This window comes from Acinetobacter kanungonis (assembly GCF_009939195.1).
GTDB classification, from domain to species: Bacteria; Pseudomonadota; Gammaproteobacteria; order Pseudomonadales; family Moraxellaceae; genus Acinetobacter; species Acinetobacter kanungonis.
In genome coordinates this window covers 483,276-505,939 of the sequence record NZ_JAACKC010000004.1, presented here as the reverse complement: position 1 = coordinate 505,939, position 22,664 = coordinate 483,276, and the positions used below count along the sequence as shown (strand labels likewise).

Genomic DNA, 22,664 nt, shown 5'->3' with positions numbered 1-22,664 from the left:
AAGCCTGCTTTCTAGCAGGCTTTTTTATTGGATCTAATCATAGAACATGGTCTGTGCAAGCTCGATAAAGGCGCGTGTTGCGGGGCTCATCAGTTTTTGATTGCGGACTGCCAGTCCAATCTCGCGTTGTGTATTGGGAAGCAAGGGTCTTTTCACAACGTTGGGATGTAGCGCCAGTAATTCAGGTGTCATCGCCATATCCGCCACAATAGAAATCCCTTCGTGCTGATTGACCATATTTAAAATGGTTAACAGTTGCGACAGTTGATACTGAATCTTGGGCTGAATTTCATATTGTTTGAGCAGTTTTTCAATATGCGTTTGACTGCCCGCTTTGGTCAAAATAAAGGGATAGTGTTTGAGCTGGGTAATATCCACCTGACTCATTTGTGCGATTGGGTATGAGTTGGGAATCAGCGCGATAAAAATATCTTTAATCAGCGGGAAGGTATCCAGTTGATGATTGGGCAGGACTGCAAATCCGACATCCACCTGCTGATTTAAAATCCATTGCGTGACTTCATCATCGGTGCCTTCTTCAACAAAGACCTCGATATATGGATATTGTGTTCTAAAAGCCTGTAGCAGTTCGGGCAAAAGGTGAATTGATGCGGATGCGCCAAAGGAACCAATTCTTAAGCTGCCTTGCTGTAGCCCATGCGTTGCTGCGACTTGCTGTTGCATCACTTGTGCTGTATTCAAAATTTCTTGAGCATGAATACGCAGCTGCTGTCCAATCTCGGTGAGTAGCACAGTGTTCTGTTCACGATTAAATAACTGCACACGCCAAAAATGCTCCAGACTTTTAATGGCATGTGAAACGGCAGACTGAGAAATTCCCAGTTGTTTTGCCGCATTGCTAAAACTTTGGTGCTTTGCGACCAATAAGAAAATTTCAAGCTGGCTAAAAGTCATTAGAGGTATGAGTAAATACTCATTTTATTATGAGTCTAGATAAGGATTATATTCTGATTGCAACACGAGTCAAAGCAGACTCGTGTACAGGAATTGGAACATTACAATGAATATGATTTTGGCACTCTTCCCATTGGTTGGCTTGATTGGGATGGGATACATCTTTAAACGAACTCAATTTTTGCAAGATGAATTTTGGGGAAATTCAGAGAAATTAAACTATTACATTTTATTCCCTGCGTTGTTGTTTAGCAATTTGGCGGATGTGAAGTTAGAGCTGAGTTCAATCCTGAGTCTCTACATCTGCTTGCTGCTGGTCATCCTGCTGGTCAGTGTGTTTTTACTGATTCTTAAGGTCTATGTGCGAATTCCTGTACGCCGTTTAGGTGTCTATCTACAAAGCCAGATCCGCTTTAATACTTATATCGGGCTTTCTTTAATGGGGCTGATGTTTGGTGCAGCAGGGATGCACTTATTTGCCATGATCATTGCAGTGGCAATTCCAGTGGTGAATGTGCTTTCGGTGTGGTCGTTTAGCCAGAGTACAACGGGGCAGTTTAGCCAGACTTTGATCTCGATTGGCAAGAATCCTTTAATTCTGGCGTGTCTGGCAGGAATTTTATTTAATTTGTCAGGGCTGAATTTGTATGCAGGCGCTGCGCAGTTATTAAAATTACTGGCAAGTACCAGTTTACCCTTGGGGCTGATTTCGGTTGGCGCTGCACTGCAATTTAGCCAGTTAAAACCTGATTTCTGGCGAGTGATGTTGAATAGCCTGTCGCGATTGCTGCTGGTACCTGTTTTGACCTATGCGATAGGTAAAGGCTTGGGGCTAGAAGCATTGCATATTCAGGTATTGGTGGTATTTTTTGCTTTACCTACAGCTTCGGCATCATATATTTTGACCCGATTCTTTAATGGTGACAGTCAACTCATGGCCGCGATTATCAGCATGCAAACCCTGTTATTTGCCTTGAGCTTTCCTGTGCTGATGCAATTCTTGTTTTAGCGTCGAAATAAAAAGCCTACACGAGGTAGGCTTTGAAGCTTAAGCAAATTTTGCCAATACTTCGAGGAATTCAGCACGTTGACGCGGGTATTCAGCAATCACATCATGAATACGCTGACCTTGCGGATTGGTTGCATTCACATCACGACCATCAGCAACAAATTGAGTTAACAAGCGTTGATAGTCCATTGGGCGCATGTGTTTGAATGCATGGTAAAGAACATGAAAGTCGGCATTTACTCCTGCAGGAGGAAGCTGATTTAAATAGGCAAAAACGCGCTCATCCGACCATTCTTCATTAAACGTTGCTGGCTGAGATAATGCCATCGCAAACTCCTTGGTATATTCTTTTCAAACTAAAAAGGCAAAATAGCTGTCGCTATTTTGCCTTGAATCAATTTGCTTGACTAATCAGAATTCAGATTATCGCTCTTCAGGCAAATTGATATTCATCTCAAGCATTTCAATATTTGCTTCTGAACGAACCGACATTTGAATGTGTTGTTCATCCACACCGCGGACATAGCGGTTGACCACTTGCATGATCTCTTTTTTCATTTGGTCAATTTTATCTTGGCTTAAACGTTTTCCTAATCCCTGTTCAGAAGCCACGATGACTTTCAAGCGGTCTTTCGCCATTTGCGCGCTTGATGGTTTATCGTCACTACTGAATAGTTTACTCCAGAATCCTGCCATATTTACGCTCCAAATAATCGTGCTAACCAGCCTTTAGGTTTGACTGTAATGTGACGGTAAGGACGTTCTTCACCCAAGAAGCGTGCCACGAGGTCATCATAAGCTTGTCCAGCTTCTGCTTCATTGAACAGAATCACAGGCTTACCTTCGTTCGATGCTTGTAAAACGCTCTTACATTCAGGCACGACACCGAGTGTAGGTACACGTAAAATGTCTTTCGAAATGTCATCAATGGTGAGCATTTCTTGCTTGTCTGCACGTTCAGGGTTGAAGCGCGTAATACACAAATGCTTGCGTATACGTCCTTCGTTCTGTTCTACTTTTTTAGTTTTGCTGTCCAGCATACCAATGATGCGGTCAGAGTCGCGTACTGAGGAAATCTCAGGGTTGGTGACAATAATCGCTTCATCGGCATGGTACATCGCAAGGATTGCACCACGTTCAATGCCTGCAGGTGAGTCACAAATAATGTAATCGAATTCCTGAGCTAATTCGTCCATTACACGCGCAACGCCTTCATCTGTTAACGCATCTTTGTCGCGCGTTTGTGATGCTGGCAAAATGTATAAGTTTTCAATATCTTTATCACGAATAAGTGCTTGTTGTAATCGTGCTTCGTTATTTAAAACATTCACAAAATCATAAACTACACGACGTTCGCAGCCCATAATAAGGTCTAAGTTACGTAAACCTACGTCAAAATCGATAACAACAGTTTTGTGACCACGTAGGGCTAAACCTGTTGCAAAAGATGCACTGGTCGTAGTTTTGCCTACGCCACCTTTGCCTGATGTTACGACAACAATTTTCGCCACCGAATCCACTCCTGTTATGGTATCCCCCCTTTAATTAGCGGGGTTTTGGTGTTTATTTATACATTAAAATTCCAGAGCTTTAAATTCAAGCTCTTGGTTTTCATTTAAATAAATATGTACGGACTTTTTTACGACATGGGGTGGAATATCATCAGCAACACAATATGTCCCCGCAATTGAAACCAATTCGGCCTCTAGCGAATGACAGAAAATGCGAGCAGCACTGTTTCCACCAGCACCTGCGATAACTCTACCACGAGCACTGCCATAAATATGTATATTTCCTGAAGAGATTACTTCCGAACCGCTGTTAATGCCTGCATTCACAATAATATCGCCATGATCTTGGACTAAGCATTGACCTGTACGCAAGATTTCATCGTGATAGGAGGTAATGTGACCAATGTGACGTGCTGGCGCCGCAGCTTTGGTTTCACTTTCATCGCTTTTCGGCTGTTCAGCCACGGTTTCAACAATCACTTGTTCTTGCGTGGCTTTAATGCGTTGTAACGGTTTATTGTCGGCTGGCAGCACAGGGAATTGAATTGCACGTGCTTGATCACCCAATAGTCCGTCAATCACCGCCATTGGCTGTAAATCTAAGTCGAGCAGCAGTTGAATCAGGGCAATCAGCTCCTGTTCAACAGTACTGTCTAAAATCACAAGAGCACCATGGGTGGTGCTGTCTTGAAGTAATTGGGTCAGTTGTTGACGAATGGCATTATGGTCATTTGTGTCGAAGGTTAATCTACTAAAGTTAACCATTCTACCGGTGATCCGAATATCAGCCATATTTTATCCTTGAGACTTCGAAGCTATTGGTTTTATGCCGAAGCGATGTTGTAAATAGAGCAAATCCTAGAACAAATTCCATGAATTCTCTAGCCAAGTTTGTAACTTTTTTATCTTAATGCTTATTCTTTAGCTTGATCGAGCTCTTCAAGGTCTTCCAGCCACTGTTTTACTTTCACTTGCTTCCGAATTGCATCCAAACTTTCATAGACCGCAGACTCAACCAACTGTTCGAGCGTTTCATTATCGATGTTTAATTCGCTGACTTTTTCAGCAATTAACTTATAGGTATGGTTGGGTTGTTCAGGGCTACCTGCCATTAAAGGCTCTAAAATACCGTAAGTAATATTTTCTCCTAAACGCTGTCCGATGCTCTGAATTTGATGTTCAATCCGACTGCCGACAATTGGAATTAAACGTAACAGTTGCGTGAGTTCAGGGGTGTCTTCAATCGATTTATTGACGATGGCGCCAATATTTTGCGCAATCACTGATTGTTGTTCTTTCAGTTCAACCGCCAGAGATTCTTGCAATACTTCAGCCAAGGCTTGGGCAAATAAGGTGCGATGGTGATCGACCAAATCATGAATGATTTTTTTATGGGTAGAACTGGTATTCAGTTCATGCTTGACGCCATCCAGAACGGTAATCACCACTCGATCGGACAATTCTTCCATAATCACGCGATAGTAAAATTTGGCGCGTTGCTGAATGGATTGCGGAATAACGTTATGGCCAAGTTCATGCAGGCGAAAAACAATAATACCTGCACGGAATAACCGCAAGAAACGCAAGTGCGGAATAATCGCAAGGACTTCATACCAGTGAATAAATGGGAAGAAGAACCAGCGTCGATGATGTCGATAAATGATGGCGATGATCCAACGCACCAGCAGCTCGGTAATTAAAAACAAGATAAACCAAGCTTCGGTGGTAATGACCCAAGGGTGCAGATGCGTACGATAGAAACTGACGACGTCATCTAAATGAATCGAGCTTAAGAACCAGCCACCAATATTGCTCATCAGGAAGAAATTGGCAGCCAAGCAGAACAAGTTGAAAATAATCAGGAATACCATAAAGGTGTCATAGATCAGATAGAGTTTGAATGACCAACTCTGTGGATCGACACGATGATATTTTGATTTGGGTGCTGAACTGTTCTGCTTCATCGGTTTATACCTTATGTACTTCAGCAGTTGTCGAATACTTGGCTTTCATCTGACTAATCAGCTGATCTTTCTCAGTCCAGAGTTGATCGACCCATGCTTGGAAACGCGCACGATATTCTTCATCATCCTCATAGTTTCCGCCTAAAACCCAGTCAGGAATGTCGATTTTACGTAAATTCACGGCAATGCGACCGACTTCTCCTAACCAGAATTCGCCATAACCAGGCGCACCGTCTGGATAGACAATAGTCATGTCGACCAAGGCATCAATTTGATCGCCCAGAATATTCAGGGCGAGAGCAAGACCACCAGCTTTAGGTTTAAGCAAATTTTGGTAAGGCGAGTTTTGCTGCTGATGTTTTTCAGGGGTAAAGCGCGTCCCCTCTAAATAGTTCAACAAGGTAAACGGCTGACTGAGCAATTGTTCACAAGCTTTGCGAGCTTCTTCCATGTCTCGGGTTTTGAGTTCAGGATTTTTGGCAATTTCTTCTTTAGTATGGCGCTTCATCATTGGGAAGCCCAAAATCTTGAAGGCTTGTCCAACAAAGGGAATAAAGATGAGTTCCCATTTGGTGAAGAAACGCGTCAGCGGCATGCGGGTCAGCCCAAAATATTGATTGACGGTGGTATCGACCCAACTTTGATGATTACAGGTCATGAGATAGCGACCTTGCATGCTTAAGTCGAGATCCTCATCGACAGTAATGTCCCATTTTAAATGTGGCAATACATTATCAATCAACCAGTTATTGACACCTAACCAGCTATTGGTAATGTGAATATTGGTTTCATCCACTTTACGTGACTGTTTAAACAGTTTGGTGAAACCGAGCGCCAAAACTGGCGGCCCATGAAAAAAAGTACTGCCTGTCATGACAGAGCCAACAGTCAGTCCACGTGTGATTTTTTTTAGTATGGGTTGTTTGTTTGCTTGAGATGACATATAAAAAATAATCCTGAGTAAAATCATCCATTATCGTTATCGAATATAGTTACAAATTCTGAAAATAAAACAAGCGTTGTGTTTCGTAAATTCTTCTTCATGATTGGAGAAACGTGTAGGGAATGTGATGAATGCGCATTCAAAAATGAAATTAATTATTACAAATTGTAACTGCGCAGGCTATTATTAACAAAAAATCAATGGTCTAAGTTATTTAATTAGGCGACCATTTCAGGCATAAACAAAACACACAAATGGAGGCATGTCATGCGTGCACTATTAATTTCATCAGCAGTAGCAGGGGCGTTGGTTCTTTCAGGTTGTCAATCTACTGGCACAGGTATGGAATATGACAAAGCGGCAATCGGTGCAGGTCTAGGTGCATTATTGGGTGCTGGTCTTGCATACTCAAATGCAGACAAAGATAAAATGGGTCAAGCAGCAGCGATTGGTGCTGTAGTGGGCGGTGGTGCTGGTCTACTCTTGGACAAAAAAGAGAAACGTTTACGTGAAGAACTTGCAGGTACTGGTGTAGATGTTGACCGTAACCAAGATGGTTCGATTAACTTGGTAATGCCAAGCGTGACCTTTGCTACCAACTCTTACACCATTCAGCCACGTTTCCAAACTGCATTGAACGATGTGGCACGTGTATTACGTGAAGATGGAACAGCAAACAAACTTGCACTTGTGATTCATGGTCATACCGACAACACAGGTACAGATGCCATTAACAATCCATTATCACAAAACCGTGCTAACTCAGTGATGAGCTATTTATCTTCTCAAGGTATTTCTAGCTCTCGTATGACTGCACGTGGTTATGGTTCATCTTCACCAATCGCAAGCAATGATACGGCTGCGGGTCGTGAACAAAACCGTCGTGTAGAAATTACTGTATTCGAAACAAAATAATGAATATTTTGTTTGCTTAGAAATCATTGAGTTTCGGAAAAGCCACCTTGAGGTGGCTTTTTTTTATGAACAGATAATCGACATTTTAGGTTAGGCATCTGGGGGTTTGATGTCTATAATCTAGCTCGGAGAAAAAAGAGGAATCACTATGTCGCTGGCAAGTCAACTCAATGACAAGCAACTTGAAGCCATGAAATACACTCAAGGACCCTTGTTAGTACTTGCAGGGGCGGGTTCGGGTAAAACCTCGGTGATTACCCGTAAAATTGCTTATTTGGTTAAGCATTGTGGTATTCCTGCGCATCGTATTACAGCGATGACCTTTACCAATAAAGCCGCACGCGAGATGAAAGAGCGTGTGACTAAGCTATTGTCACGTGAAGAAGCCAAAGGGCTGTCGGTCTCGACTTTCCATACCTTTGGTCTGAACTTATTACGTCTCGAACTTAAAAATACGCCATTAAAAGCCAATTTCTCCATTTTGGATGCCGATGACTGTAAGCGAATTCTGATGGACTTGATGCATCGCGATAATATGTCGGGTGCAGAAAGCAAAGAGTTGATTGCCAAAGCCATGAAAATGATTTCAGACTGGAAAAATGATTTGATTCCACCTGAACAGGCGCATACGACTTGTGAAACGCCTGAAGACATTCAAATGGCGCATTTGTATCAATTGTACGAGCGTAATTTGCGTGCCTACAATGCAGTGGATTTTGACGATCTGATTGTGATGCCAACACGTCTATTACAAGAAAATCAAGAAGTACGAGATCGTTGGCAAAATCGTATTCGCTATTTATTGGTCGATGAGTATCAAGATACCAACACTGCACAGTATATTTTGGTGAAACTTTTGGTCGGCGTGATGGGGCAATTCACCGCGGTGGGCGATGATGACCAATCGATCTACGCATGGCGTGGCGCAAAGCCAGAAAATATGGCATTGCTAAATGAAGACTTTCGCAATTTAAAAGTCATTAAACTGGAACAGAACTATCGTTCGACTAGCCGTATTCTTAAAGCGGCCAATACTGTGATTGGCAATAATCCGCACATCTTTGATAAAAAATTATGGTCGGATAAAGGGCATGGTGAAGTCATTCGCGTGATTACCTGTCGTAATGACGATGATGAAGCAGAACGCGTAGTCAAAGACCTGATTACGCACAAGTTGATGAACGGTAAAAACTGGAAAGACTACGCGATATTGTACCGTGGTAATTTCCAAGCGCGTATTTTAGAGACGCAACTGCGTCAAATGCAGATTCCATACAAATTGTCGGGTGGTCAGTCTTTCTTCGCACGTGCTGAAATCAAAGACATGATGAGTTATTTGCGTCTGATCATTAACCCAGAAGATGACAGTGCTTTCTTACGGATTATTAATACGCCCAAACGTGCGATTGGTCCTGTGACGCTAGAAAAGCTGGGTTTATTTGCGCAGGAAAATCATCTGTCGTTGTTGGCTGCGGCGGGGGATCAACGTCTGACCATGGCAATTCCGAAAAAGGCCACTACACAACTGGCGGAATTTGCTGAGTTCATTAGCAATTTCACCCGTGAATTGCTGGAAGATGATGAGCCTGTACCAATTATTCGCCAAATGATGTTGGAAGCGGGTTACATCGATTATGTCAAAGAGACTGCGGCGACACCTGCGCAGGAAAAAACCAAACTCGACAATATTGAAGTCCTGTATAGCAGTATTCAAAGTCTGATTAACCGTGCGGAAGATGTAGATGAGCGCAATATTGAAAGCGTGATTCGCAAAATGGTGTTGCTGGATATGCTGGAGCAACAACAGGAAGAAGAAGACACGGATAAAGTCAATTTGCTGACCTTGCATGCATCCAAAGGTTTGGAATTTCCATTCGTGTATTTAATTGGTTTGGAAGAAGAGTTATTGCCGCATAAAAACTCGATTGTGGCAGAAACGGTCGAAGAAGAACGCCGTCTGATGTATGTGGGCATTACCCGTGCGCGTCAGGGCTTGACCATTACGCTGGCGGAACAGCGCAAGGCGGGTGGACAAATGCGTCAAATGACCCCAAGCCGTTTCTTGGATGAGTTACCGCAAGACGAGCTGGAATGGTTAGGGCGCAAGAAAAAGTTGGCTGGCAATGTCGATCCGAAACAGCAAGCTCAGCATTATCTCGAAAATTTACGCGCTTTAATTAAGCGTTAATTCCGATATTTATTTTTGAAACAGTAGGAAACAATATGAAGGTTCAAGTTAAAGTTCTAGATGCACGTTTAGGACAAGAATGGCCAATGCCAACTTATGCGACGCAAGGTTCAGCAGGTCTGGATTTGCGCGCATGTGTAACTGAACCAACAGTGATTGAACCAGGTCAAACGGTATTGGTGAAAACAGGTTTAGCCATTTATATCGAAGATACAGGTTTTGCAGGTTTAATTTTGCCACGTTCAGGCTTAGGTCATAAACATGGCATCGTTTTAGGTAACTTAGTTGGTTTAATTGATTCAGACTACCAAGGCGAGTTAATGGTTTCGGTATGGAACCGTGGTCAAGCTGCATTTACTTTAGAGCCAGGTGAGCGTTTGGCACAATATGTGCTCGTCCCTGTGGTACAAGCTGAGTTTGAACAGGTTGATGAATTTGTGGCAACTGAGCGCGGTGCAGGTGGTTTTGGACATACTGGTAAAAACTGATGTGAAGCTGGAAGAGCCCTGCGGCTCTTTCAGTCTGAAATATAAAAGAATTTACAACGCATGACTTTATAACACGTGCCAATAACTTAAATAGTATTAACAGTTCGATTGTTTTCGGATATAAACTAGAAATATTTTAAAACATTTATGTTGTGTGAATAAGGCAAACGCATATGCGGTTTTGCTGGATTCTGAAGTTCCAAAGATATGAATATTCAACAACCTATCTTTCCATGGCAGGTCTTTCGGGCCTATGATATTCGTGGAAAAATCACATTTTTAACACCCGAGTTGGTAGAAGCGATTGCCTATGGTCTGGTGTGCCAGTACCAGCAAGCAGCGCAAACAACTGTGGTGATTGGCTATGATGCTCGTTTGAGTAGTCCTGCTTACGCCCAAATTATACAAACAATATTCGAAAAACAAGGTTTTAATGTGGTGAACGTGGGCTGTTGTTCTAGCCCAATGCTGTATTACAGCGCGCGCCAGTTTGCAGGCAACGGCATTATGGTCACCGCCAGCCATAATCCAAAAAGTGACAATGGCATTAAATGGATTATGCAGGGACAACCGCCGTGCCCAGAGATGATTCAACAGGTTGCCTATGTTGCCAGTTTGCAGTTTTCACCACAACGCAAAGTGAGCATGCCTACTTTAAGCCATCAATTTGATGTCAGTTATTGTTTGCAGTATCAACATGCCATTTTAGATGATATGCAACTGCAACGCCCTTTTCATGTTGTGCTTGATGGTTTACATGGTTCTGCAGGGCGCTGCGCCGTTTTGGTATTACGAAAGTTAGGCTGTCAGGTCACGGCATTACGCTGTGAAGCGAATGGTGAATTTCCAGACCATGCGCCAGACCCTTCACAAGCGTGCCACTTAACGGCTTTGACGGCAACAGTGCAACAGCAACAGGCAGATATTGGGATTGCCCTTGATGGTGATGGCGATCGTTTGGTGCTGGTGGATGAACATGGCACCATTATTAGTGCAGACCGTTTAATGTCCTTGTTTGCCGAAATGTGCCTTGCAACGCATCCTCAGCATGAAATTGTTTTTGATGTGAAATGTTCGACTATGGTGCGCAATACGGTACAAGAACTGGGTGGGCAGCCGACCATGATTCGGACAGGCAGCACGTTCTTGAAGAAATATCTCATGCAATCGCAAGGGCAGGCGGTCTTTGGGGGTGAGTACGCAGGGCATTATGTGTTTAACGATGGTCGTGGTTTTGGCTATGATGATGGCTTATATGCCGCCTTGCGTGTGCTTGAATTTTTGAGTCAGCGTCCAGATTTCACTTTGTCACAAGCCTTGGCCAAATACCCTGAACGTTGTGGTACCGAAGATACCTATATTAGTACCTATAGCACCGACCCAAAATCTTTACTGGCCGATATCGAATTACATAGCCATCAGCTTGCCGCGCAACTCAGTAATATTGATGGGGTAAGGCTTGATTTTGAAGATGGTTTTGGCATTATTCGAGCATCGAATACGGGTGAATTTTTCACAGTTCGTTTTGATGCCGATAATCCTGCTCGTTTAAATGATATTCGGCAATCATTTGTTTCCATGTTAAGTGATCGATATCCTAAAATCGCACACGACATTTTAAATGCTCATTGAGGAGAGAGGCGAATGCCACATCAGCAGACTGGCATCGACAAAGCACAAATATTGACTGAAGCTTTGCCGTATATTCAACGTTTTTCAGGTAAAACGCTGGTCGTAAAATATGGCGGCAACGCAATGACCGATCCAGAGCTAGAAAGCTCTTTTGCACGAGATATTGTGCTGTTAAAAACAGTCGGTTTAAACCCGATTGTAGTGCATGGCGGTGGTCCTCAAGTTGACTCTTTCTTAAAGCAATTGGGGCGCGAATCGGATCGTATTGATGGTATGCGTGTGACCGATGCTGCAACCATGGAAGTGGTTGAAATGGTGTTGGGCGGCAGTGTGAACAAATCCATCGTGAACCTGATTAACCAGCATGGTGGTCGTGCCATTGGTTTGACGGGTAAAGATGGCAATTTAATTCGTGCGCGTAAGCTGTTGATGCAAAAGAATCAGGAAGATGGTTCGGTCCAGCACATCGATTTAGGTTTGGTGGGTGAAGTCGTTGGGGTAAAAACCGATGTACTGGAAATGTTCACGCAAAGTGATTTCATTCCTGTCATTGCGCCTTTAGGCGTCGATGATCAGGGCAACACCTATAACATCAATGCGGATCTTGTGGCAGGTAAAGTCGCTGAAGCCCTCGGTGCGGAAAAGCTGATTTTACTCACCAATATCACCGGTGTATTGGATGAAAATAAGAACTTGCTTACAGGCTTAACCACGCAAGAAGTCGATCGCTTGATTGAAACAGGCGTAATTTATGGGGGCATGATTCCGAAAGTGGGTTGTGCACTTGATGCGGTGAAAGGCGGTGTAGTCAGCGCACATATTGTGGATGGCCGTGTGCCTCATGCGACTTTACTGGAAATCTTTACAGATCATGGTGTCGGGACTTTAATTACCAACCGTGCCAAGCACTAATCCAGCAGATCATTCTCAGATCTAAAACCAGTCCTTCGGGGCTGGTTTTTTATTGCGTGTAAATTTAGAGGTTGCCTGTTTTTCCGTCATTGTATTGTCATGTGTATTGCCTAGTGTATGAACAGAACAAGAGGAGAGCATGATCAATGTTTGAAAAGCTGAATCTATATCGTCAAAATTTTACTTTGCCCTTACACAAGAAAAATACCCAGCAGACCCAGTATCGTTTTGAGTGGGCGAAAGATTTAAAACAATTACAAGAAATCCAGAAATTTCGTGCAGAACAATTCTCACAGCAATTTGGCATTGGATTCGATCAAGGTCTCGACCAAGACTTATATGATTTTGGCTGTGAACATGCAGTATTACGCGACAAATATAGTAACGAGATTGTGGCCTATACTCGCTTAAAACTGTTGCAGGGGCAGGATTTGGCGCATAGCTATAGTGCGCAAGAATTTAAAATTGTAGATGAGCTGGGACACTTGTCCAATATCGTCGAAATTGGACGTACCTGCGTGCATCAGCGTTATCGTTCAGGGCGGGCACTTTCGGTGTTATGGCTAAATTTAGTGCCGAAAGTCATGTGGGAAATGCGGGCAAAATATCTGATTGGCTGTGTCAGTATTCGCATGGAAGGCAATCAGGCACGTGCTTATTATACCCATCAATATTTAAAGCAACTGAGTCCAACTCAGACCTGTTCGATTCAACCGCAACAGGCTTTTGAGCCGACACATCCTGAATACAGTTTCCCGCAGGATGAAAAGATTCCCAAGCTGTTTGATGTGTATTTAAAGATGCATGCCAAGTTATCGCAACAGGCGTTTTACGACCGTGAGTTTAACTGTCTGGATTATTTTGTGCTGCTCGAAGTGAATAAAATGGCAAAGAGTTTTGTCATGCAAAAGCGCAGACCACGTTAAGCATTAAAATTACTGAAGCTAGCACAGATTCAGATTTACAAGCCTCACTTGCGTCATGCACAATAAACCCATAATTAATGAATGTGTTTATTGTTGCTTATGTGCCAGTTGCTCGGAATGAATTGTGCGACCCCAACGGATATTACCTTTTCGTTCCGTGGTTTTTCGCAGCGGGCGGGCATTACTTCCGATCATTGTGATGGTTTTGGAATCGCTTTTTTTGAAGACAAAGCCTGCCGTTTATTTGTCGATAATCAGTCCGCAGTGGAATCACCGATTGCGGAGCTGATTCGTAATTATCCGATTAAATCACGCAACGTGATTGCTCATATCCGTAAAGCCACCCAAGGCAAAATTAATCTGGAAAACTCACACCCGTTTATGCGGGAGTTGTGGGGGCGTCAATGGATTTTTGCTCATAATGGCGATTTGCTGGATTTTGATCCACCGTTAACTGGGCGTTTCACCCCGATTGGCAATACCGACAGTGAGCGTGCGTTTTGCTTCTTATTGGATCAACTTGTGGCTAAGTTTGGTTATGTTGAACCATCATTGAGCCAAGTCTTTGAGCTGTTATTAGAAATTTCACCGAAAATTGCAGAACACGGCACCTTTAATTTTTGTCTTTCTAATGGTCAGGCATTATTTAGTTATGCGATTACCAAACTGCATTGGCTGGTGCGTGAATATCCGTTTAAACCTGCGCAATTGATCGATCTGGATGTCGAGGTGGATTTTAGTCAGGTCACCACACCTGATGATCGTGTCGCGGTAATAACCACGGAACCCTTGACGCAGAATGAAGTCTGGCAGGCCTTTCAGCCTGGAGAAATGATTTTATTTCAGCATGGGCAGCCGATACAACGCGCCTTGACGCAGGTCGAGCGGTTGCAGCGTGAACACGCCAATCCTGCACTGAAACGTGTGACTCGCGCTGATCAATACTAAGATTGGCGTGAGAATTGCATACTTAAAAATACATGAATATTAAAATTAAGATTTTCATAATTAAAGAAAAAATAATCTTTGTGGTTAAAAAATATCTTATTCTTTTGATCGGGTATAAATTAATTAATATATATTTATCATCATCTTAGTCTTTATATTCCGCTAAAAGCCTGAATTCAGAGTAATTTACTTGTTTTTTATTTAAATTCAATCTCGTTACTATCCTTTTCCAGTAACGAATAATGAATGTTAAATGGGGGGCGTATGAAGATGAAATGGGTTCCAGAATATAATACCGGTATCGATGTAATTGATGATCAGCATAAGCGCATCCTTGATTATATTAATGAAATTGATGATGTTGCGCTTCACACTGACCGTGATCGTATTAAACAAATTCTCGATAATATTATTGATTACACCCAGTCGCATTTCACTTTTGAAGAGTCCTTACAAGAGGAAGCGGGTTATAAATACCGTGTGCCGCATAAACGCGTGCATGACTTATTTATTAAGAAAATTGAGTCGTATCGTGACCGTTTTGAAATGGGGCACTCGATTGAAGCGGAATTACATGAAGTTTTGTCAAAATGGTTGATTAACCATATTCAACACGATGACGCGGACTATGTCGGTGCCGTAAAAGAAAACATGATGGGCATTATTAAAGAAAAAGAAAAGAAAAAGGGTAAAAACTGGTTTGCACGGTTCTTCTCTTAAGTACAGCAAGGGCTGAGATTCAGCATGGAGGGGCTGTGCAAAAGAATTATAAAATTGAAAAAAATAAATAAACGCATTGGCGCAGCAGACCATCGCATTAGGTGGTTTGCTTTTCTTTTTGATTTTCACGCATGAGAAAGGCAAAATAGCGATAGATTTTTTTTAGGAATGCATCATGCAGGACAATGCTATGTCACGATGGTTATCGCCGCTGATGGCTTTTTGTTTGTCATTCATCATTATCGCCACTTTGGCACCGATTGTGGGAATACAGGCAGAGCGTCAACTCGATTTCTGGTTGCTTTGGTTAGGCACTATGTTGGTGTTGGCTTTACCGATTTGCTATTTAGAAATTGCTTTGGCCAAGCGTTCAAAAACCACTGCTTTAAATGCATTGTCTAGCTTAACCCGTGATGCCGATGCCTCTCCAAGATGGCGTCTAGTTGGCTGGTTGGCTGTAGTGTTTATCCCGTTCCTTGCGGGTGCAATGCTCTCTAGTGTCAGTCAATACAGTGCACAATGGTTAATTCAAGGTGTGGCACCTCAATTGATTTTTGTGGGGATAGCAATTGCTGCGCTGGTGTTATCACTGCTGCCTCGTTTAGCTTTGGCAGGAATCACCGCTTTAGGTGTGATTGCAGCGCTCATTTTTGCTCAAGTAAGTGGAACAGCTTTGCCTGAATGGCACATGACCGCACTGGAATTTGGCGAGTGGGGCAGTGCGACAGTTCTTGCTTTAGTCGCGAGTGGTTTAGGCTTGGGACTGTATTGGCAGACTAGCCTCGTGCAAGCCAAACAGCAAGATATCGCCAGTAAGACAGTATTACCGATTTGGTTTGCACAGTTGGTTGCCGTATTGGCATTTGCTTATTTTGCTGTAGCAGCACAGTTACCTGTGATTGCATTATTGGTTGCGACCATTGCAGGCGCAGCATTGCTACTGCAACTGTCACGTGAACAATTGGCTCAGCGTCAGATGGTCGTGGTTGTACAATGGGCGATTATTGCAGGGGCTGTATTGATCTGGGCCATTCCAGAAATCACCGCCATCTTTAATGTGGTCTTGGTACTTTGGGGCTTGGTGATTTGCCTGATTTATTCTCTTTTTGCAGGCTGGATTATGAAAATCAGCCATTTGCGTAAAGCAATGAATTTCAGCAATGAGTTATTTTACAATGTATGGCGTATAGCCGTGCGTATTGTACTGCCATTGTCAATTTTACTTGCGATTGTTTCCGTATTAGGGCAATTGATCTAATGACTGAGCAGGCAAAAGTCTGGGTGGCCTATGCCACGCCAGAACAGCAATTTCATCTAGAAGTACCTTTTCAATCAGGTATGACTGCCTTAGATGCCATTCAGCAAAGTGGTCTACGTGAGCAGGTTGAATTGCCAGAAGTATTGCAGTTGGGGATTTTCGGTGTACGCCTGCAAGATCATGCACAGGCGTTGCAAGCAGGGGATCGGGTCGAGATTTATCGAGCACTCACCATTAATCCGAAAGACATTCGACGTAAGCGAGCAGCACAAAATCCCGTCGGACGCTTTGCCAAAGGCAATCGCTTTAAACAATTGAAATGATATAAAAAACCCCTCAATGAGGGGTTTCTTTTTATTTTAAAGCGTCTATAGTGGGGGCGCAGTTAAAATTGCTTCTTTAGAACCCGGTAGACCAGGTTGTGATTCAGGAATGGTTTCTAGTCCTTCAATCTTGTTCACAATACCGTTTTGATCGAAGTAAATTTTCAAATGTTGACCATGCGCTGCTGGAATCTTGGCTTTTTTAGCATAAGTTCCTGGGATATAATTGTAGACGTAGTCCCATCGGTAAGGGTTTAACGGATCTGTAATGGTTGGACTACCCAGTAAAAAACGCACTTGTTGGTGACTCATGCCGACTTGGATTTTTGACGCTTGGGCTTGGGTTAATGGTGTTCCTTGAGGAATATCCACTTTATAAACGCCCAAGGTCGAACAGCCCGCGAGCAGTGAAGTGACGAATAACGTCAACATGATTTTTTGCATTTTGCTACACTATCCCAAATTAATTTTGATGCATTTGATCCACGGATAGATCATACTGCATCTTAACTTTGTTGCATATTCCAACTTTAGATTTGTTGAGAGAGACCTTTTTTCATGCCTATTTCAAACCAAGACTTACGCAAAGCTGGACTTAAAGTTACACTTCCACGAATTAAAATATTAGAATTATTAGAAAATTCAAAACAGCATCATTTAAGTGCGGAAGATATTTACAAGACTTTACTCGAACAGGGTGAAGATGTCGGTTTAGCAACTGTTTATCGCGTGTTAACGCAATTCGAAGCAGCAGGCATTATTCAGCGCCATCATTTTGAAAACAATCACTCTGTTTTTGAAATTATGCAAGAAGATCATCACGACCACATTGTATGTCAAAACTGCAACAAAGTTGTTGAATTTACAAATGAAATTATTGAGCATGAACAACATGCAGTGGCTGAAAAGCATGGCTTTACCTTAACTGGTCACTCACTCAATCTTTATGGTTACTGTGATGCACAGGAATGTCAGGATGCATTACGTAAAAAGTAATGTAACTTGATGATGTTGTACATCAAAAAAAGGCTTCTATTCAGAAGCCTTTTTTATTGCGTAAATGTGCGAAGTAATGACAGATTATGATCAAGGAGACTTAAGACACAATTTTAATTTGGCTCGAACCTGAACCAATCGGTTGCACCTGAATCTGGACTGGAATCCGTTCATGCATTTCTTGGATATGGGAAATCAGCACCACTTTGCGACCTTGATTTTGTAATTGATCGAACGCATTCATCACCATATGTAAGGAAGAAGCATCTAAGGTTCCAAAACCTTCATCAATAAAGAGTGATTCAATTTTCATGGAACCCGAAGCCATATTGGCAATCGCGAGAGAAAGTGCCAGAGCCGTCAGGAAAGATTCTCCACCTGAAAGCGAGGCGACTGAACGGGTTTCTCCATCCATATCATGGTCAACAATTGCCAAACTGAGTGAGTTATCCAGACGTTTTAAAGTATAGCGCTGCGAGAGCTGCGCCAATTGCTGGTTGGCATACTCAATTAAAATATCCAAATGGTATTGCTGTGCCAAGTCGCGGAATTTTTTGCCTGTGGCATCGCCCATTAAACCTGAAATTTTTGCCCAACGATGTTCTTGCTGCTGAATTTGCTGAATTTGAGTCGCGAATTGTTGTAGTTTCGCTAAATTTTGCTGATGCAATTCCAGTTTTAATTTCAATTGATCGCGCTGTTCAGCCTGTTGTTGCAATTGTTCAGTATTGGCAGCAAGTAATTGCAGCAGTTGTTCATGCGTGATTTGAGGTTGCTGTAACAGGTGTTGCTGTAATTGATTTTGTAAAGTGCTCAGTGCATAAGTTGCTTCATTCAACAGACGATCTGCCTGTTGCAAGCTTGAACGCAACTGTTGTTCCTGTGTTGAAGAAATCGCAAGCAGTTCGGTTAGCTGTGACGTGGTGAAATCAGAGTGTTGATTTAACCATGTTGTGATGTCGGTTTTGACCTGATCAAGGGCTTGCTGCTGCTGTTGCTGTTGTGCATGCAGTTGTTCCAGCGCATTTCTGTGTTGTTCAAAATTTTGACGTACCTGTTCAAAACTTTGTTTAAGTCGCTGATATTGTTGCTGTAACAGTTGACGCTGTTGATCATGCTGATGCAGCCATTCAGTGGCTTTCAGTTCGGTTGAACCTGCCATCTGTACGATCAATTGATGGGCTGCTTCAGTATTGTGTTTGCCTTTGGCTTCCACGTCCTGAAGTTGTTGCGAGAGTTCTTGATGTTGCGACTGAAGATTGTCGAGATTGCTTTTCAGTACTTGCAGCTGTTGGGTTGAATGCTCCTGTTGTTTGACCAAGAATTCAACATGCTCAAGCTGTTGTGCACGTTGCTGTAAAAGTTGCATGCACTGTTGCGCAATGGAAAGAGGCTGCTCCAGCCACATTGCTTTTTCATGTGTCGATAGACAGTCCACAACCTGCTGGATGTGCTGTTGCCACTGTTGCACAGATTCTAGTTGATGGGAAATCTGTTGCACAGTTTGGGTCAAGCTCAGTTGATCTTTATGTGCTTGATTCAGCTGTTGTAAATCAAGTTCCGTTTGCTGTTTGAGTTGTGTGGTTTTTGCAATGAATTCTTGGAGAGTTGCCGAGATGTGCGATTGCGTCTGGTCTAAATCTAAAGCAGGTCCAGATTGGGTTGAATTTTGCTGTATTTCATTCCGTTGGAGTTCAGCTTTTGTCTCTGACTGCTGCAACGCCTGTTGCAATTGTGTTTGCTCAGTACTTAGCTGGGTCAATTGTTGTTGAGCTGTTTGCCAAAGTTGCAGACAGTGCTGTTCCTGTTGCAGGGCTTGCTGTTCTTGCTGTTGCTGCAATTCATACAACGCCTTCGACACCAATTTCTCGTCATCACGATAAGGGTGTTCTGTACTGCCGCAGACGAGGCAGGCTTCGCCTGATTTTAATTCAGCACGTAAATGTTCAATATTCTCGGCATGTAGCAGGCGTTGTTGCTGCAAGAAAGCCTGCAACTTTTCACGTTCCGTTTTTGCAGACTGGAACTCTGTTTCAGCCTGTTGAACGTATTGTTGAGATTGCTGATGTTGCTGTTGAATCGCATTTAACTTGTCATGCAGACTCAGCACTTCGCTCTTTAACGCAAACCATTGTTGTAATTTTTGTTGAATGGCATCCAGATGATTCAGTTGAGTGAGCTGTAGTTCTTTATTTTTCTGATGCTGTTCTCGTTTAGTTTCAATTTGAGCAGTTGTCCCAAATTGCGCCACTAATTTTTGCAGTTGAGCTTGGTCTTGATCAAGCTGTAGCTGTGCTTGTTGCAGATTACCCAACGTATTTTCGACTTTTTGATAGTGCTGAATAAACTGCTGCAATTGCTGCAGATGTGCGTTTAAGCCTTTATCTAAGGGCGTAAAGTGATGGCTGTTGTGTAGTTGTGCCGTATAGGATTGCTGCTGGGCAGCCAACTGTTGCAACTGTTGAGCTAACTGCTGTTGCTGTTCGAGCAGAGGTTGCTGCTGTGCATCTAATTGCAGCAAACGGCTTTTGGTTTTCTTATATTCTTCGGCAATGTAGTCCCGTTCTTGCACATATTTACGTACTTCAGCCAGTTCTTGCTGATGTTGCAGCTCGAAATTTTGTAATTGCTGCAATGCAGTTTCGGCTTGAAGAAACTGCGTTTTCTCTTGCTCAAATTGAGTGGATAGCACAGTGAAGTGCTGCTGTTGTTGCTGAATTTGTGGTGCAAGTTGTTGCAGGGTATTGAGTATTTGTTGTTGCTGAAATACCACGGGGCGTATGGCAGAAAAAGTCTCAAGCTGGGTCAGATGCTGGCGATCTGCTGCTAAAGCAGCATGCGCTTGTTGTTGTACCTGATGCTGTTGCTGTTTAAGTTCAATATCCTGCTCGAATTTATGCAGTTGCTGAAACCATTGCTGCTGTTGAGTGAATTGAATTTTTTCTTGTTCGTATTGTTGAACCTGTTGTTGTACCGTTTTGAGCTGGCTACTCAGTTCTGCCAGTTCTTCTTCAGAGAGCAGTTCGATATGGTCTAAAACATTTTCCAGTTCTTTACGTTGTGTGGCAATCGATTTGGTCTTTTCAAAAGCCAACTGTCCAATTTTGCCGAAAATACTGGAGTTGGTCAGGTATTCTAATAATTCGCCACGTTCATTGTCACGGGCTTTTAGAAAAGCTGTGACTTCGGATTGCGCCAGTAACACGGCACGGGTGAACTGTTCAAAGGACAATTGGGTAATGGATTTAATATTTTCATCAACGGCTTTGCTCTTATCCGCAATCACCACATCATCGGTTAAACATTTTAAATAACGTTGTACATTTTGCAGTTTGCCCGAAGCACTTTCACGTGCGCGTTTGACTTCCCAACGTGCCAGATAACGTTTTTGATCTTGTGCAATAAAACATAATTCGGCAAAGCCATGACCCGTACCGCGACGTAACACGGTCAGCGGGGAGTTGGTCAGTAATTCCGAACCATCGCTGTCGAGGAGTTTGCCATCGCTGTCTTTGAGACGTGGGATTTTATTAAACAGTGCCAAGCACATGGCATCCAGAATGGTCGATTTACCCGCCCCAGTTTTGCCGACAATGGCAATTAAGCCTGCACTGGCTAAGGGTTCAGCATCAAAATCTATCAGATGTTCACCCGCTAGTGATGCCAGATTTTTAATTCGAATCGATAAAATTTTCATGGCAAGCCTTTAACAGTTGGGTTCTTCTTCTAAAGATTTTTGTGCTTCATTCACCAGACTCATAAAGTCTTTCAGGACCTCATCATCAGCGGCATAGCCTTGTTTTTCCCATACATTTTGGAACAATTGTACGGGTGTTGGTGGTTCAAGTTGTAGGGTGTACGCATTTGAAGCATTTTGTTCCGATGCTAAATATTGGCGTGAGATACGAACCAAACGGTAGCGATTTTCAGGCAAGGCCTGTTCAAATTGCTGGCGTAAATTAGGGGGTGGCGGGGTCAGGCTATAGTATTCAATATCGACATATTCGCGTTGATCAATACTTTCGATTTCGCCCGTAGCTAAGCCTTGCAGTTGTTGTAAAACCTCATGCATTTCACCACGAATACGATGCAGAGCAACACTGCGCGGAATGGCTAACACCTGCATTTGCAGGCGATCAGAGCTTTCTAAATTTGGGTTAATACAAATCTCTAAAACTTGATGTTTATAATTCTCTTCACTAAAGGACAGCGGAATTGGCGAACCACTATATCGGATATGTTCTTGCCCAACTTTTTGTGGTTTATGCAAATGCCCTAAAGCCACATAGTCAATCACCTCATCAAACAGTGCGGTCGAAAGCGCTTCTTCATTGCCAATAATAATTGGGCGTTCCGAGTCGGACGTTTCCGCGCCTTGCATATGTGCATGTGACATTAAAATGAGGGCTTGATCATCGCTTTTACGTCGTTTGGCTTCGGCAATCAATTGCTGGTGTAAATGTGCAATCGCATCTTTGCTGTCACTGGTCTGTTCATTGATGCCTGTGATTTCGGCAGGGCGTAAAAATGGCAGACTTAAGCACCACGCCACAATTTGCTGTTGCGTATCATAAATTGGGATCAGTAGGCGATTGAGATCAAGTTGACCTTCGGCATTTTTATGAATGACTCCGACGGCTTTGGCATTGTATTTGGACAGTAAGGGTTCCACCTGTTCAATGCGATAGCCCGAGTCATGGTTACCAGCAATCATAAGGGTTTGCATGTGTGGCGCGACGGCATGTGCATCAGCCAAGAATTGATACAATTGCTTCTGCGCACTGGATGCAGGATTGATGACATCGAAAATATCACCTGCAATCAGTAAGGCATGCGGTTGTTTCTGCTTAATTTTTTCGATCAACCATGCTAAAAACTGTTCATGTTCATACTGGCGGGAATGATTATAAAAAAACTGTCCCAAATGCCAGTCGGAAGTATGAAAAAAGCGTACAGTCATGTGATCTCTAGGAATAAGAATGCCGTGTATAACTTAGCATATTTTCCCTAGTTAAA

At 42.9% G+C, this 22,664-nt stretch carries 22 protein-coding genes; 12 read left to right on the top strand and 10 right to left on the bottom strand.

Annotated features, from left to right (window positions below; translation table 11 throughout):
• Positions 1-33: 33 nt before the first annotated feature.
• The gene (locus GWK51_RS10590; RefSeq protein ID WP_161933664.1) at positions 34-915 is read right to left on the bottom strand and encodes a LysR family transcriptional regulator; all 882 of its coding nucleotides are present in this window, start codon (positions 913-915) and stop codon (positions 34-36) included.
• 106 nt (positions 916-1,021) lie between these two features.
• On the opposite strand from GWK51_RS10590, the gene GWK51_RS10585 reads away from it, so the two are divergent.
• Positions 1,022-1,924, top strand: a complete 903-nt coding sequence (locus GWK51_RS10585; RefSeq protein WP_161933663.1) for an AEC family transporter — start codon at positions 1,022-1,024, stop codon at positions 1,922-1,924.
• 39 nt (positions 1,925-1,963) lie between these two features.
• Here the strand turns inward: GWK51_RS10585 and GWK51_RS10580 are convergent, their stop codons facing one another.
• The 6 genes from GWK51_RS10580 to GWK51_RS10555 all read right to left on the bottom strand — a co-directional run bounded on the left by GWK51_RS10580 (position 1,964) and on the right by GWK51_RS10555 (position 6,342).
• The gene (locus GWK51_RS10580) at positions 1,964-2,251 is read right to left on the bottom strand and encodes a PA4642 family protein (protein WP_100243032.1); all 288 of its coding nucleotides are present in this window, start codon (positions 2,249-2,251) and stop codon (positions 1,964-1,966) included.
• Positions 2,252-2,347: 96 nt separating this feature from the next.
• Positions 2,348-2,620: a cell division topological specificity factor MinE gene (gene minE, locus GWK51_RS10575; RefSeq protein ID WP_100243031.1), complete on the bottom strand. Its 273-nt coding sequence runs from the start codon at positions 2,618-2,620 to the stop codon at positions 2,348-2,350.
• A 2-nt stretch (positions 2,621-2,622) separates the two neighbouring features.
• Positions 2,623-3,435: a septum site-determining protein MinD gene (gene minD, locus GWK51_RS10570; RefSeq protein WP_100243030.1), complete on the bottom strand. Its 813-nt coding sequence runs from the start codon at positions 3,433-3,435 to the stop codon at positions 2,623-2,625.
• 63 nt (positions 3,436-3,498) lie between these two features.
• Positions 3,499-4,227: a septum site-determining protein MinC gene (gene minC / locus GWK51_RS10565; protein ID WP_100243029.1), complete on the bottom strand. Its 729-nt coding sequence runs from the start codon at positions 4,225-4,227 to the stop codon at positions 3,499-3,501.
• A 122-nt stretch (positions 4,228-4,349) separates the two neighbouring features.
• Positions 4,350-5,399 carry a preprotein translocase subunit SecA gene (locus GWK51_RS10560; RefSeq protein WP_161933662.1) on the bottom strand — a complete coding sequence of 350 codons (1,050 nt, stop codon included), beginning with the start codon at positions 5,397-5,399 and terminating at the stop codon, positions 4,350-4,352.
• A gap of 4 nt (positions 5,400-5,403) precedes the next feature.
• On the bottom strand, positions 5,404-6,342 hold the full coding sequence (locus tag GWK51_RS10555; protein WP_161933661.1) for an acyltransferase: 939 nt from the start codon (positions 6,340-6,342) through the stop codon (positions 5,404-5,406).
• A 267-nt stretch (positions 6,343-6,609) separates the two neighbouring features.
• Here GWK51_RS10555 and GWK51_RS10550 point away from each other — a divergent pair, with 267 nt between their 5' ends.
• The 10 genes from GWK51_RS10550 (at position 6,610) to GWK51_RS10505 (ending at position 16,652) form a co-directional block, all read left to right on the top strand.
• Positions 6,610-7,257 carry an OmpA family protein gene (locus tag GWK51_RS10550; protein ID WP_100243026.1) on the top strand — a complete coding sequence of 216 codons (648 nt, stop codon included), beginning with the start codon at positions 6,610-6,612 and terminating at the stop codon, positions 7,255-7,257.
• Between the two features lie 148 nt (positions 7,258-7,405).
• Positions 7,406-9,445, top strand: coding sequence for a UvrD-helicase domain-containing protein (locus tag GWK51_RS10545; protein WP_100243025.1), 2,040 nt, complete (start codon positions 7,406-7,408; stop codon positions 9,443-9,445).
• Positions 9,446-9,480: 35 nt separating this feature from the next.
• A complete protein-coding gene (gene dut, locus GWK51_RS10540) occupies positions 9,481-9,933 on the top strand; it encodes a dUTP diphosphatase (RefSeq protein WP_016167263.1) in 453 nt (150 codons plus the stop codon).
• A gap of 207 nt (positions 9,934-10,140) precedes the next feature.
• Positions 10,141-11,565: a phosphomannomutase/phosphoglucomutase gene (locus GWK51_RS10535; protein WP_161933660.1), complete on the top strand. Its 1,425-nt coding sequence runs from the start codon at positions 10,141-10,143 to the stop codon at positions 11,563-11,565.
• Between the two features lie 12 nt (positions 11,566-11,577).
• Positions 11,578-12,477 (top strand): acetylglutamate kinase, encoded by a 900-nt coding sequence (argB, locus tag GWK51_RS10530; protein WP_100243023.1) that lies wholly within the window; start codon positions 11,578-11,580, stop codon positions 12,475-12,477.
• A gap of 146 nt (positions 12,478-12,623) precedes the next feature.
• Positions 12,624-13,403: a GNAT family N-acetyltransferase gene (locus GWK51_RS10525; protein ID WP_161933659.1), complete on the top strand. Its 780-nt coding sequence runs from the start codon at positions 12,624-12,626 to the stop codon at positions 13,401-13,403.
• Between the two features lie 99 nt (positions 13,404-13,502).
• Positions 13,503-14,351 (top strand): class II glutamine amidotransferase, encoded by an 849-nt coding sequence (locus tag GWK51_RS10520; RefSeq protein ID WP_161933714.1) that lies wholly within the window; start codon positions 13,503-13,505, stop codon positions 14,349-14,351.
• 264 nt (positions 14,352-14,615) lie between these two features.
• The gene (locus GWK51_RS10515; protein ID WP_100243020.1) at positions 14,616-15,071 is read left to right on the top strand and encodes a bacteriohemerythrin; all 456 of its coding nucleotides are present in this window, start codon (positions 14,616-14,618) and stop codon (positions 15,069-15,071) included.
• Between the two features lie 175 nt (positions 15,072-15,246).
• Entirely contained in the window at positions 15,247-16,329 is a 1,083-nt protein-coding gene (locus GWK51_RS10510) for an SLC5/6 family protein (RefSeq protein WP_161933658.1), read from the top strand.
• The gene (locus GWK51_RS10505) at positions 16,329-16,652 is read left to right on the top strand and encodes an RnfH family protein (protein WP_161933657.1); all 324 of its coding nucleotides are present in this window, start codon (positions 16,329-16,331) and stop codon (positions 16,650-16,652) included. Before GWK51_RS10510 ends, GWK51_RS10505 begins: the two co-directional genes overlap by 1 nt.
• Positions 16,653-16,697: 45 nt before the next feature.
• Here GWK51_RS10505 and GWK51_RS10500 read toward each other — a convergent pair whose 3' ends face one another.
• On the bottom strand, positions 16,698-17,096 hold the full coding sequence (locus GWK51_RS10500) for an outer membrane protein assembly factor BamE (RefSeq protein ID WP_100243017.1): 399 nt from the start codon (positions 17,094-17,096) through the stop codon (positions 16,698-16,700).
• 114 nt (positions 17,097-17,210) lie between these two features.
• On the opposite strand from GWK51_RS10500, the gene fur reads away from it, so the two are divergent.
• Positions 17,211-17,648 (top strand): ferric iron uptake transcriptional regulator, encoded by a 438-nt coding sequence (fur, locus tag GWK51_RS10495; protein ID WP_100243016.1) that lies wholly within the window; start codon positions 17,211-17,213, stop codon positions 17,646-17,648.
• A 100-nt stretch (positions 17,649-17,748) separates the two neighbouring features.
• Here the strand turns inward: fur and GWK51_RS10490 are convergent, their stop codons facing one another.
• Both GWK51_RS10490 and GWK51_RS10485 read right to left on the bottom strand, forming a co-directional pair.
• Positions 17,749-21,345, bottom strand: a complete 3,597-nt coding sequence (locus GWK51_RS10490; RefSeq protein WP_161933656.1) for an AAA family ATPase — start codon at positions 21,343-21,345, stop codon at positions 17,749-17,751.
• A 9-nt stretch (positions 21,346-21,354) separates the two neighbouring features.
• The gene (locus GWK51_RS10485) at positions 21,355-22,608 is read right to left on the bottom strand and encodes an exonuclease SbcCD subunit D (RefSeq protein ID WP_161933655.1); all 1,254 of its coding nucleotides are present in this window, start codon (positions 22,606-22,608) and stop codon (positions 21,355-21,357) included.
• Between the last annotated feature and the right edge of the window lie 56 nt (positions 22,609-22,664).